Annotated in this window: 6 protein-coding genes; 2 read left to right on the forward strand and 4 right to left on the reverse strand. The window is 67.8% G+C overall.

The features are described 5' to 3' along the window. Positions 1-3 precede the first annotated feature (3 nt). From pgi to H1343_RS05490, 4 genes are all read right to left on the reverse strand, one after another. Entirely contained in the window at positions 4-1,677 is a 1,674-nt protein-coding gene (pgi, locus tag H1343_RS05475; RefSeq protein WP_185984909.1) for a glucose-6-phosphate isomerase, read from the reverse strand. 104 nt (positions 1,678-1,781) lie between these two features. Beyond that, positions 1,782-7,457, reverse strand: a complete 5,676-nt coding sequence (locus H1343_RS05480; protein ID WP_185984910.1) for a translocation/assembly module TamB domain-containing protein — start codon at positions 7,455-7,457, stop codon at positions 1,782-1,784. After that, positions 7,457-9,427 carry an autotransporter assembly complex protein TamA gene (locus H1343_RS05485; protein WP_246333362.1) on the reverse strand — a complete coding sequence of 657 codons (1,971 nt, stop codon included), beginning with the start codon at positions 9,425-9,427 and terminating at the stop codon, positions 7,457-7,459. The genes H1343_RS05480 and H1343_RS05485 overlap by 1 nt, the downstream gene beginning before the upstream one ends. Before the next feature lie 337 nt (positions 9,428-9,764). Further along, a complete protein-coding gene (locus tag H1343_RS05490) occupies positions 9,765-10,142 on the reverse strand; it encodes a BA14K family protein (RefSeq protein ID WP_210270085.1) in 378 nt (125 codons plus the stop codon). A gap of 163 nt (positions 10,143-10,305) precedes the next feature. On the opposite strand from H1343_RS05490, the gene H1343_RS05495 reads away from it, so the two are divergent. Both H1343_RS05495 and H1343_RS05500 read left to right on the forward strand, forming a co-directional pair. Further along, positions 10,306-11,541 carry a putative DNA modification/repair radical SAM protein gene (locus H1343_RS05495; RefSeq protein WP_185984911.1) on the forward strand — a complete coding sequence of 412 codons (1,236 nt, stop codon included), beginning with the start codon at positions 10,306-10,308 and terminating at the stop codon, positions 11,539-11,541. Then, positions 11,541-13,007 carry a UdgX family uracil-DNA binding protein gene (locus H1343_RS05500; protein ID WP_185984912.1) on the forward strand — a complete coding sequence of 489 codons (1,467 nt, stop codon included), beginning with the start codon at positions 11,541-11,543 and terminating at the stop codon, positions 13,005-13,007. The genes H1343_RS05495 and H1343_RS05500 overlap by 1 nt, the downstream gene beginning before the upstream one ends. Positions 13,008-13,010 lie beyond the last annotated feature (3 nt).

The following is a 13,010-nucleotide window of genomic DNA, read 5'->3' on the forward strand; positions in this document are numbered from 1 at the left end:
TCCTCAAGCTTTCAGATTGGCGATCGCGGACAGAAGTCCACGCGTTGAACCGTCTCGATCCTCCCCAGGTGCGACCTCTCCCTTGACCAGAGGCAGGAGCCCGGTCGCCAGCTCCTTGCCCAGTTCCACGCCCCACTGGTCGAAAGCGTTGATGCCGAACAACTGTGCCTCAACGAAGACACGGTGCTCGTAGAGGGCGATCAGCCGTCCGAAGGCATAGGGCGTCAGCTTGCCGTAGACGATCGTGATCGAGGGCCTGTCGCCCGAAAAGACGCGGTGCGGCGCGATGCGCTCGGCCTCCTCGGGCGCCTTGCCCCCGGCGACGAGCTGTTCGCGCGCCTCCTCCAACGTGCGGCCCCTCATCAGGGCTTCGCTCTGCGCGAGGCAGTTGGCGAGGAGCAATTCCTGATGCTCGGCGAGCTCGGTCTCGTGGGCGTTGGCTCCCACGATGAACTCCACCGGAATGATGTCGGTGCCCTGGTGCAGAAGCTGGAAGAAGGCGTGCTGGCCGTTGGTGCCGGGCTCACCCCAGACGACCGGGCCGGTGGGCGTCGGAACCGCGCCGCCGTCGAGGCCGACATGCTTGCCGTTCGATTCCATATCGAGCTGCTGGAGATAGGCCGGCAGGCGGGCGAGACGCTGGTCGTAGGGAATGACCGCGCGCGTCGGGCACTCTTGCGCGACGCGGTGCCACCAGCCAGCGAGGCCGAGAAGAACGGGCAGGTTCGCCTCCAGCGGGGCGTCCGCGAAATGGCGGTCGAGATCGCGCGCGCCCGCCAGGAACTGCGCGAAGTCCTCTCGGCCGACGGCGATCATGACCGGCAGGCCGATCGCCGACCAGAGCGAGTAGCGACCGCCCACCCAGTCCCAGAAGCCGAAGGTGCGGTCTTCCGCAATGCCGAAGGCGGCCACCTTGTCGAGCGCGGTGGAAACGGCGCAGAAATGCGCGCCGACCGCGTCCTCGCCGAGCGCCTTGGCGATCCAGGCCCGCGCGGTGCGCGCGTTGGTCATCGTCTCGATGGTGGTGAAGGTCTTCGACGCGATGATGAAGAGCGTCGTCGCCGGATCGAGGCTCTTCAGCGTGTCGGCGATATGCGCGCCATCGACATTGGAGACGAAATGCGTGCGCGGACCGTCGTGATAGGGCGCGAGGGCAAGGCAGGCCATCGCGGGGCCGAGATCCGAGCCGCCGATGCCGATATTGACGACGTCGGTGAAACGCTGGCCGGTCGCGCCGGTGAGCTTGCCCGAGCGGATCGCGTCCGAATAGTCGCCCATGGCGGCCAGCACCGCGGCGACGTCGTCGCCGACCGGCTCGCCGTCGACCGAAAAGCCATCCGCTGGCCGCCCGCGCAGCGCCACATGAAGGACGGCTCGCCCTTCCGTCGCGTTGATCTTCGCACCGGCGAACATCGCATCGCGTCGCGCCTCGAGGTCGCGCTCGCGCGCAAAGGCGATCAGCGCCCCGAGATCCTTCGGACCGATCGCGCATTTCGAAAGGTCGAGGAGAAGATCGTCTAGGGAGAAGGAGAACCGCTCGAAGCGGCCGGGGTCCTGCGCGAAAAAGGCCCTTGCGCCCGTCTCGCGCGCAGCCGCGCCCCGCCGCCGCAGATCCTCCGTCGCGGCACCGGCCGCCGGTTTGGAAAATTCGCTCACGATTGAACCCCTCGATGCCATGCAAGGGCGACGGCGCCTGTGAGGGCACCGTGCCGGTCCGGGCGATTATCTAAGGCATTCTCGCGATGGGGAAGGGGGCACGCGCTCGCAGCGCCCGATCCCGGTCAGTATTCACGTTCGTAGAAGATGCCGACCTCGCCGCCGCCGCCTTCCGTCGCCGAGACCGCCGCGCGCGCTTTCACGTTGGCGCCAAGCTCGAGGTCGATCGAGACGCGACCGGTGGAATCCACGCCGACATAGGTGTTCTCATTGAGGTAGCTGCCGACGCCGACCGCCGCCTGCCCGTCGGCCGTGGTGCGGATGTCGATGTCGTCGACGCCGAGTTGCGAGCGCAGATTGTCGAGGAGCCCGGACGATCCGCCGACGCCGGTCAGCGTGGCGACCGCGCTCGCGAGCTGGGCGATCTGAAGCGGCGACAGGTCCGTCGTGGCCTGCCCGAAGATCAGCCGTGCCAGCACCTCGTCCTGTGGCAGGGCAGGGGAGGAGGTGAAGGCGAAGCTCGGATTGTTCGCCGGCCCGGTGATCAGAATGCGAACCGTCGCCTCGCCGGTGTCGGAGGCGGCGACGATGTCGAGCGTCGGCACCAGATCGCCGGAGAAGGTGAGCGAAGCGCGCTCGAAATCGAGGCGGCGTGAGAGGATCTGGAAGCGTCCGCGCTGGAGTTCGAAGGCACCGACGATGGCGAGATTGGAGGACGGGCCGGTGATGCGGATGGAGCCGCCCACCTCGAGGTCGAGCCCGCGCCCACGCACGAAGACCTGGTTGGGAGCGTTCAACGTCAGGTCGAGATTGATGCCGCCGCCCCCGCCGCCAGGGGATGCCTGTTCGGGGTTGAGCTCGCGCTGCTGGCGGTAGACGGCCGGCGGCGCGTTGACGTGGCGCACGTCGATCTGCGCGAGCGAGCTCGGCAGGTTCTCCGGCACGAGGATGTTGGCCTCGCGCACGTTGATGACACCGCCGAGCGTCGGCCCACCGGTGAGCGGGCCTGTGAGGGTCAGCTGCGCGTCGACCGTCGTGGTGATGAGTTCGCCGTCGGCGTAGCGCGCGCCGTCCGCGGTGATGGTCAGATTGGCGGGAAAGCCGTCGCCGAAGCCTACCGCGCCGCCGACATTGATCGTGCCGCCCTGGCCGAGCTGGGCCGAGAAGCTCTGGAAGGTCGCGGTCTGGCCGGAGAGCGCGATCGTCGTCGTGATGTCGTTGACGACGACGTTGGAGCCCGTGTCGATGAACTGCGCCCCGGCGGTCGAGATCGTGCCGTTGACGTTCGGGCTCGCAGCGGTGCCGGACACCTGCGCGTTCACCGCGACGTTGCCGCTGACCGAACGCCCTCCCTCGGCCAGGATCCGGTTGGCGATCGAGAGCGGCGCGGTGCCGTTGAGCGAGAGATCGAAGCTCGGCGTGCCGGCGACGTTCACCGAGCCGGAGGCCGAGAAGTCGATGCCCGAGCCGGCGAGCGTCAGCGAGTTGAGGTTCACCGCGTTGTTGCCATAGGTGCCGTCCGCCGAGACGTTCAGCGGCCCGACGCCGACATCGCGGGTCTGTACGACCGAAAGGCCCGTGACGCCGACATCGTAGGTGACGGACGGGTTGGAGATCGAGCCCGTGGCCGAGACCGTGCCGGCGATTGTGCCGGTCGGCGCGATGTCGGGCGCCACGGCGCTGGCGAGCGAAGCGGGGATCGCGGCAAGCGTGACGTCGACGTTCAACTGCTGGCCGACCGTGCCGGTCGCCGTCACCGTGCCGCCGCCCTCAAGGTCGATGCGGGCATTGGCGAGCTGCGCTGTGCCGTTGGCATAGCTGCCGGCCGCGACAGCGTTCAGCGGCGGGGCTCCGAAGGTGCGGGCCTGCGCCACGGAAACGCCCGTCGCGTTGACGTCGAACTCGGCGGCGGGGTTTGCGAGAGGGCCGGACGCCGAGACGTTGCCGGACAGGGTGCCCTGCGCACCGAGGTCCGGCACGAAGCCGTCGGCGAGCGCCAGCGGAAGCTGGTTGACGATGAGATCGATGTCGAGAAGTTCGCCGACCGTGCCCGAGACCGAAAGGCTGCCGGTTCCGACCTGGACCGTGCCGGTCTGGATCGTGGCCGTGCCGTTCTCGTACGAGCCTCGTGCCACGGCGTCGAGCGCCGGCACGTTCGCCGCACGGGTCTGCGCGACCGAAATGCCGTCGGCCGTCACGTCGAAAGTCGCGGTGGGCGCCTGGAGCGATCCGCTGGCGATGGCGTTGCCCGTGAGCGTTCCCTGGGCGCCGAGATCGGTGACGACGGCATTGGCGAGCGCGACGGGCAGATTGTCGAGGACGAGGCGCAGGTCGAGCGTCTGGCCGACGGCACCCGTCGCCGAAAGCCGCCCGCTGCCGGCGTCGATTTCGGCCCGGCGCAGATTGAGCGTGCCTTCGGCATAGGCGCCGGAGAGGTCGAGCGCGACCGTCTCGACGCCGGACTGGCGCAGGGGTGCGGCCGAGACGTTCGCGCCCGCCAGCTCGAAGCTCGCCTGCGGATTGGCGATGGAGCCCATCGCCGCGGCGTTGCCGGAGAGCGTCCCGGAAGCGTCCAGCCCGTCGACGAAGCCGTTGGCGAGGCCGACGGGCACATCGGCGAGGTCGAGCTGCAGGTTGAGGTTGCGCCCGACGCTGCCGACGGCTCGGATCTCGCCGTCGCCGATATCGGCGACCGCGTTGTCGAAGCTGACGGTGCCGTTGCGCAACGCGCCGGCGACGTCGAGCGTGATCGGCGCAATGCCGGACGCGGCGATCTGCGCGGCGGTGATGCCGGTGCCGTCGACGTCGAAGATGACGACGGGGTTGTCCGCGCGGCCGGTCGCGCGCGCGGTGCCCGAGATGGACCCCTGTGCGTCCAGCCCGTCCACGAAGCCGTTGGCGAGCGAGACGGGGATGGCGTTGAGGGCAAGGTCGAGCGCCAGCGTCTCGCCGATGTCGCCGGTCGCGCGGATCGAGCCTTCGCCGAGGTCCAGCGTCGCCTGCTCCAGCGTCGTGACGGCGTTGCGGTAGCGGCCTTCGACGTAGAGCTGGAGCGCATCGAGGCCGGCGGCGCGCGTCTGGCTGGTCGCGATCGCGGAGCCCGAGAGGGTGAAGTCTGCGCGGGGATTGCTTGCGGAGCCGGCCGCGTCGAGCGTTCCGGTCAGGAAGCCGTCGGCGTCCAGTCCCTCGACGAAGGGATTGGCCACCGCCAGCGGGAAGGCGTCGAGCGCGACGTCGAGATCCACGCCCTCGCCGATCGTGCCCGAAGCGTTCAGCGATCCGTCGCCGACCGAGAGTGCGATCTGGCCGAGATTGGTGATGCCGCCGCCCAGGACGATCGTCGTCGGCTGGTCGAGCGAGACGGCGGCGTCCTCGATCTCCGCGCTCAGCTGGCGCAGTGCGAGCCGAACGCCCGTGTCGATGACCTGAAGGTCGCCGACGAAGGCAATCGGAACGGCGTTGACGCTGACGCCTGCGTCGATGACCGTCTGGTCGTTCAGGTTTGCGAGATCGACGTCGAGATCCTCGACGAGGAGCGTGCCGGCCTCCAGCCGTGCGGCGGCGAGCGTGCCGGCGGCCACGGGGCGCAGGAGATAGTCCGTCAGGCGCAGTTCGACGTCGAGGCCTGCCAGCGTGTTGCCGGCGGCGACGAGGCTTGCGGACGAAAGGTCCACATCGGCGACGGGCGCGCCGTCACCGCCCGTCGAGAAATTGGCCGAGCCGGAAAGATCGCCCGAGGCGTCTTGCCCAAAGAGCGCTGCGAGCGTCGACAGATCGGGTGCGGCGATGTCGACGGCACCCGTCGGCACGTTCTGCGTGTCGAGGACGACCTCGCCCGTGACCGTGTTCTCGCCCTGCTCGATCAGGAGATTGCGCAGAGCCCGCTCGCCTTCGGCCAGGGTCTCGAAGTCGGCCGTCAGGCGCAGGGGCTGCTGGTTGTAGGAACCGGAGACGGCGATGGTGCCGTTCGGCGCGTCCGGCGCGAAGGTCCCCTGAACGCGCGCGTCAAGATCGGTGAGCTCACGCCCGCTGACGAGGAGGTCGGCGCCGGTCAGCGTCAAATCGACCTGCGGGGCGGCGAGCTGGCCGCTGGCCGCGAGATCGAAGGCCGCGCGCCCGGTGAAGCCGGTCTGCGCGTTGGCGGACTGGTCGAGGCTGCCCTCGATGTCGGCTGCGATCTCCTCGCCGTTCAGGCTGGCCGAGCCGCGCACTTGAAGGCCCTCGCCATCCACCGCGAGATTGTTGGCCGACAGGACGCCCTCGGCGTTGCGCGCAACGTTGCCGGCGACGGTGACGCGCTCGCCGGCATAGGGAACGGTGGCATCGGATAGCGCCGTCGTGGCGAAATCGGTGTTCAGCGCGAGGTCGAATGTGGAGAAGTCCAGCGCCGCATTGCCGGTGACCGCGGCGTTGGCGACAGCGGTCGACAAGGCGTTCTCGTCGAGGACGATCCCGTTCTCGGTCAGCGAGCCGGCCGCGCGCAAGGTGATCGGACCTTGAAGGAAGCGCGACTGCACGCCTTCCGGTGCCGAGGCCGAGCGGATGTTGGCGCTGACGGCGAAGGGGCCGCGCAGACTGTTGATGTCGAAGCCGGGCGTCGAGAGGCTGGCGTTCAGCTCCTGCGCTGCATAGTCGCCGAAGGACGCGGTGCGCAGCGAGGTCGTCGCCTCGACGGCGGCCGAGGACAGCGCGCCGCGCAGGGTGGCGTTCAGGCTCGAGATTTCGAGCTGGGCGCGCGATACGCCCTCACCGAAGCCGAGCGGGATCGGGTTGCCGGCGGCGGTCGCCAGCGTCACCCGCAGGTCGTTCGCCGACCCGTTCGGATCGTAGGCGCCCGCTGCGTCGAGCTGGAGATTGCCGGAGACGACACGCCCCTGATCGATGACGATCATGCCGTTCTCGCCGAGCAGGACGGCGACGTCGACCTCGGCCGTCTCGCCGACGATATCGACATACTGCTCGGGGACGAAGGGCCCGGTGATGGTGGAGATGTCGGCCGCGATGCGCCGGCCGTCCGCGCTGTCGGAGACCTGCGCCGAAAGCGTGATCGCACGCTCCGAGGCGATGTCGAGCGAGCCTTCGGCCGAGAAGTCGTTCAGCGGGCCGTTGCCGGTGATCGTCAGCTGCACCGGCGGGGAATCCGGCAGCGACAGGAGGCCCGCGACGATGCCGCCGGCGGGCTCGGAAGCGTTGACCTCGACGACGAGGCGGTTGTCGTCGGGCGCGAATCCGAGTTGCAACGCAATCTCGCCGGGCTGGTCGAGGCGCTGGATATTGGCCGAGACGTCGAGCGCGGTCGGGTCGTTGGTCAGCGACAAGGACGCGTTGGCCGAAAGGCGCGCAGGCGTGCCCGCGACCGCTTCGCCCAGCACGAATTCCGTGATGGCGATCTGCTGGATGTTGGCCGTGATCGAGGGCAGCGAGAAGCCGCCGGACGGCGCCTCCGGCTCGTCTGGATCGGCGGGCGCCGAGCCCGGCAGGCGCGTCAGCGTGATCTGGCCGGCGGACAGGTTCTCGATGGAGACGTTGGAGCGCGCGAGCGCCAGCGGCGACCAGTCCATCGCGAGGTCGGTCGCGGTCAGATAGACGCCGTCCGCGTCAGAGACGGTGATCTCGCCGATGCGCAGAGCCCCCGACAGCGCGCCGGACAGGCCGGTGATCTCGACCTGCGCGTTCTCCGAAGAGATGAGGTTGGCGATCTGGTTGGCGACGAACTGCTGGGCGTTCGCCGGAGCAGCCGGCGCGACGGCGAAACCGGCGGCGAGAGCGAGCGGGGCAAGGGAGCGGGAGAGCGTCATCATCAGAAGGCCTGTCCGATGCCGGCATAGATCTGGAACGAGCCGTCGCGCGGGCCCGGATCGAGCGGAATGCCGACGTCGATGCGGATCGGGCCGAAGCTCGTCAGATATCGCGCGCCGACGCCGGCCCCGAGCTTGAACTCGCCGAAATCGGGAAAAAGATCGTCGGAAACCGTGCCGCCGTCGATGAACGGCACGATCTGGATGTTCTCCGTCACCCCGATGCGCAGTTCGGCGGATGCCTCGAAGAGCGAAAGGCCGCCGGTCGGCGTGTCGACGAAGATCGGGTTGGTGCCGGGGAGGGCGAAGTCCGGGTAGTAGGGGCCGATCGACTGGAAAACGTAGCCGCGCACCGAGCCGCCGCCGCCGGCATAGAAGCGCCGGGAGTTTGGCACATCCTCAAGGTCCGCGCCGAAGACCGAGCCGAGCGCGGCGCGGCCGGCGACGATGAAGCGATCGTTCTCGTCGAAGGAGAGATAGGCCGAGACGTCGCCGCGTGCCTTGACGAAGGGCGTCGAGCCCAGCGCATCGTAGGAAGGTTCGACATAGGCCTGCAGGCGGAGCCCCTCGGTCGGGTTCAGCTCGTCGTCACGGTTGTCGAAGGTGTAGGTGAGGGGCGCCGAGGCGATCAGGAATTCGTCGTCGCCCAGATAGTCGGTGATCTCCTCGTATTCGACGCGGATGCCCGCGATGACGCTCTGCACCTCGTCGATCTTGTATTCGACCCCACTTGTGCCCGCGATGGAGTAGCGGTCGTAGGCGAGCGGCTGTTCGCGCAGCGCGATCAGCGAGCCGACATAGACGGAGTCGGGCCCGAGAACGCCTGGCCTGCGGAAGGTCGCCCCGCCGCGGAAGTCGACGCCGTCGATCTCGCGGCCATTGTCGGAAATCTCGTTGGCGCCGATGCGGCTGACCGAGCCTTCGAGGCGGATGCTCTCGGCGCGGCCGAACAGATTGCGGCGCTCATAATAGGCATTCACGCCCGCGCCGTCCGTGTTGGAGAAGGTGGCGCCGGCGCCCAGCGTGTTGAACGGACGCTCGGAAACCTCGACCAGAACCGGCACCGTGCCGTCGGAGGCCTGCGCGTCCGCGATGCGCACGTTCACTGACGAGAAGACGCCGAGGGAGACGAGGCGCTCGCGGGCGAGCTCGAGATCCTCCGGCGAGTAGATCGTGCCGGGCTCGATCCCGGCCATGTAGGCCACAAAGCCCGGGATGACCTCTTGCGTGCCGGTGACGCTGGTCTGGCCGAAGGGCACGGGCTCGCCTGGCGAAAGCTCCAGCGCATAGTCCAGCGTGTCGGTCGCGTGGTCGGCGACGACGTCGCGCCCCGTGACGGCGACGAAGGGGCGGCCCTCGTTGCGCAGATCGCGGAAGACCTGGTTCTCGGCGGCGAGGATCCGGGTGGAATCGGCCGATGATCCGGGAGTCAGTTCATAGGTCTCGGGATCGAGGACACGGCCGTTGTCGGTGGAAAGCGCCACGCGCCCGACCGTGAAAAGATCGCCCGGCTGAACGAAGATCTCGACGGGCACCGGGCCGGACGTGTCGAAGGTCGCGTCCGGCTGCAGTTCGGCGATGTCCTGCCCCTGGATGCGGATCGTGACGATACCGCCGTAGCGGGAATTCTCGAACAGCGCCGCAACAAGGCGCCGGCGGTCGTTCCGGGCTTTCGACAGAAGACCGAGCGAGCCGGACACCGCCTCGTCCTCATCGGCAACGAGGGTGGAAGCCGAGCGCAGTGTGCTTTCGAGATCCTCGATCTCGGGCGAGACCGTCAGGGTGACAGTGTACTCGACCGGATCGACGATATCGTCGCCTTCCTCGTCCTCGTCCTCGTCGCTGGTAAAAAGACCGAACGGGTCGAGAAGGCTGCGCGCGTCGGCACTCGTCGGCGCCAAGGCAAGAAGGCTCGTCGACGCCACGGCGAATGCGGCGATACCGCCAAGAAGGCCCTTGAATTCGATACGCAAATGAACGTCTTCTCTTCGCAAGGACCCGGTCTGCTCCGGGAGCGAACGAGAAGGCGGCGAACCGGCCTTTTCATGCGAGCGGCCAGACGGCCGGCACTTCCCCCGAAGCGTGCTTCGGAAAGATGCCTGCAAGCCGACGTTGCGACAACCGTCGAATCGACCGATGGCGCCATTTGGTCGCGGGGCAGGCTATTCCATGAAGGTTTTGTGGGACTTGCGCCACAGGTTTGCGGCTCTGCGCGAGGCTGCACGTAAATCCCCGCCCGCTGAAGCAGGCGAGGGGGGCGATCCGTCCGGCGTTCGGCCGGCGGCGGGTCGGAGGGCGTGTGGTGCGTCCTCAGAGGCGGCAGACGCGTCGGTCACCGCGGCTGTTCACCACATAAGTGTGGGTGCGCGGGTCGTAGGACCGGTAACGCTGGGCGCAGCGTGCGACCGAGGCGCGGCTCGGACGCGGACCATGATAGCGATCGCGCCCACGGTCGCCACGGTCCCAATGCCGGTCGCGGCGGTCATGGCCGCGGCACTCGCGAGCCCGCGGGTTGCGATCGCAAAAGCTGCGCCCGCGATCGCGATCGCGAACCCGGTCGACCTCGACGCCCCGCGGGCCGACCTCGATCCGCACGCCCTGCGCGGACGCCTGCGGAGTGGCGAAAGACAGAGAGCCCGTCGCCAGAACCGCGACTGCCAGCATGCTCTGGAAAATCTTGCGCATCATCGTTTCCTCGTTTGTGCCTTGGCCGCTTCGCGCTCGCCAGCTTGATGGCGCCAACATGCTCGCGTCCGCCTGAACGTCCGCTGAACCGAGCGTTCAAAGTGCGGCCAAGGGTCACGCCGTCAAGCCGCTTGGTCGAACGAAATGAGAACGCTATATCGGGCGAATGGCTCAGACGACGCTCATCGACAAGCTCGCGATCCTATCGGACGCCGCGAAATACGATGCATCCTGTGCGTCCAGCGGCTCGACGAAACGCGACTCGTCGAAGACGAAGGGTATAGGATCGACGGAAGGCTCCGGCATCTGCCACGCCTATGCGCCGGACGGGCGATGCATCTCGCTCCTCAAGATCCTTCTGACCAATTTCTGCATCTATGACTGCGTCTATTGCATCAATCGCTCCTCATCGAACGTGGCGCGGGCGCGCTTCTCGGTGGACGAAGTCGTCGAGCTGACGCTCAACTTCTACAAGCGCAACTACATTGAGGGCCTGTTCCTCTCCTCCGGCATCATCCGCAACTCGGATTACACGATGGAGGAGATGGTGCGCGTAGCACGAAAGCTGCGCCTCGAGCATGGCTTTGCCGGATACATCCACCTGAAGACCATCCCGGATGCCTCGCCCGCGCTGATCGAGGAGGCGGGGCTTTTCGCCGACCGACTGTCGATCAACATCGAACTGCCGACGGATCTCTCTCTCGGCGCGCTCGCGCCGGAAAAGGCACCGCGCGACATCAAGCGCTCGATGGGGCACCTGCGGCTCAAGATCGAGGAGCACAAGGGTGAGAAGAAGGACCGGGCGCGGCCGAAGAAGTTCGCTCCGGGCGGTCAGTCGACGCAGATGATCATCGGCGCGGACGGCTCGGACGACGACGCGGTCCTGTCGCGTTCCGAGAACCTCTACGGCAATTACCGTTTGCGCCGCGTCTACTATTCGGCCTTCTCGCCGATCCCCGATGCGTCCTCGCGCCTGCCGCTCGCCAAGCCGCCCTTGATGCGCGAGCATCGGCTGTACCAGGCGGATTGGCTGATGCGCTTTTACGGTTTCGAACGCGGCGAGATCGTCTCGGGCGGCATCGGCGGGATGCTCGATCTCTCGATCGATCCCAAGCTGGCCTGGGCTTTGAAGAACCGCGGCCGATTTCCGGTCGACGTCAACCGCGCCGATCGCGAGACGCTGCTGCGCGTTCCGGGCTTCGGGACGAAGGCTGTCGACCGCATTCTGTCGACGCGCCGCCATCGCACGCTTCGGCTCGACGATGTGGCGAAGCTCTGCCATTCGGTCGAGAGGGTCCGCCCTTTCGTATCGGCGCTCGACTGGTCGCCCGGCGGCTTGACCGATCGTGAGCATTTGCGCCCACTGGTCGCGCCGAAGGCCGAGCAGCTGAGCCTGTTCTGATGTTCGTCGCCAGCCTCGTCGCCCCGGCTGATTTCGAGGGTTGGCGGTCGGCCGCGCGCACGGCGTTGGCGCTCGGCATCGAGCCTGAGCATATGAGCTTTTCGGTCGAGGGCGAGGCGGGCGAGCTCTTCGCCGAGCCGCTGCCGCCGATGCCCAAGGGCACGGCGCCCGCTTTCGTGCCGCGCGCCTTCCCGGACCTTGCCGGCCTTCTCGTCTGCAACAGCGACCCGGAGCGCTTCCGCCTCGCCTACCGGCTTCTCTGGCGCCTGCAGAATGAAAAGGCGCTTCTGGAGATCGTCTCGGACCCGGACGTTTCACGTGCGCAGGAGATGGCGAAGGCCGTGCGCCGTGACAGCCACAAGATGAAGGCCTTCGTGCGCTTTCGGGAGATCGAGACACCGGAGGGGCGACACTACATCGCCTGGTTCGAGCCCTTCCACCACGTCGTCGAGCTGACGGCGCCCTTCTTCATGCGGCGTTTCACCGGCATGGTATGGTCGATCCTGACGCCGAAGCGCTCCGTCCACTGGGATGGGGTGGAACTGGACTTTGGCCCGGGTGCGTCCGCCGATCAGAAGCCGGCGGACGACGACATGGAAGCGCTCTGGCTCACCTACTATGCCTCGATCTTCAACCCGGCCCGGCTGAAGGTGAAGGCGATGCAGGCGGAGATGCCGAAGAAATACTGGCACAACCTGCCTGAAGCCGCGCTGATCGATCCGCTCATCAAGGGCGCCGAGGCGGCCGCTCGCCGCATGATCGAGAACGCGCCGACGCTGCCGAGCCTGCGCCATGAGAAGAACGCGGAGCGAATGATGGCACAGCGCGGCCTGGATGAGGTCTTCGCCGGCTTCAACAAGCGGCCGGACGATCTGCAGGAAGCGCGCGAGCAGGCGAAGAACTGCAGGGCGTGCCCGCTCTGGGAGCCGGCGACGCAGACGGTCTTCGGCGAGGGGCCGGCAGATGCGCCGGTGATCTTCGTCGGTGAGCAGCCGGGCGATCAGGAGGATCTGGCCGGCCACCCCTTCGTGGGGCCGGCCGGCAAGGTGTTCGACGCAGCGCTCGCGGCGGCCGGCGTCGATCGGCGGCAGGCCTATGTCACGAACGCCGTGAAGCACTTCAAGTTCGAGCCGCGCGGCAAGCGGCGCATCCACGCCAAGCCGAACATGGGCGAGGTGAAGGTCTGCCGCTGGTGGCTCCAGATCGAGCGCGAGATGATCCGCCCCAAGCTGATCGTGGCGCTCGGCGCGACAGCCGCGGCCTCCGTCCTCGGCAAGACGGTCACGATCCGGGACACGCGCTCGCGGCTGATCGATCTCGACGAGGGCACCAAGCTCCTCGTGACCGTCCACCCGTCCTACATCCTGCGCCTGCCGGATGCGGCGGCCAAGGCCCGCGAGCAGGCCGCCTTCGAAGAGGACATGGCGCTGGCGAAGGATTTCGTGCCGGAGATCGCGCTCGGATAGGCG

The organism is Aureimonas mangrovi, from assembly GCF_014058705.1.
GTDB classification, from domain to species: Bacteria; Pseudomonadota; Alphaproteobacteria; order Rhizobiales; family Rhizobiaceae; genus Aureimonas; species Aureimonas mangrovi.

Bases quoted from the DNA above. Each gene is read 5' to 3' on its own strand.
- H1343_RS05500 (WP_185984912.1), top strand. From the start codon at position 11,541: ATGTTCGTCGCCAGCCTCGTCGCCCCGGCTGATTTCGAGGGTTGGCGG.
- H1343_RS05495 (WP_185984911.1), top strand. From the start codon at position 10,306: ATGGCTCAGACGACGCTCATCGACAAGCTCGCGATCCTATCGGACGCC.
- pgi (WP_185984909.1), bottom strand. From the start codon at position 1,677: ATGGCATCGAGGGGTTCAATCGTGAGCGAATTTTCCAAACCGGCGGCC.
- H1343_RS05490 (WP_210270085.1), bottom strand. From the start codon at position 10,142: ATGATGCGCAAGATTTTCCAGAGCATGCTGGCAGTCGCGGTTCTGGCG.
- H1343_RS05480 (WP_185984910.1), bottom strand. From the start codon at position 7,457: ATGATGACGCTCTCCCGCTCCCTTGCCCCGCTCGCTCTCGCCGCCGGT.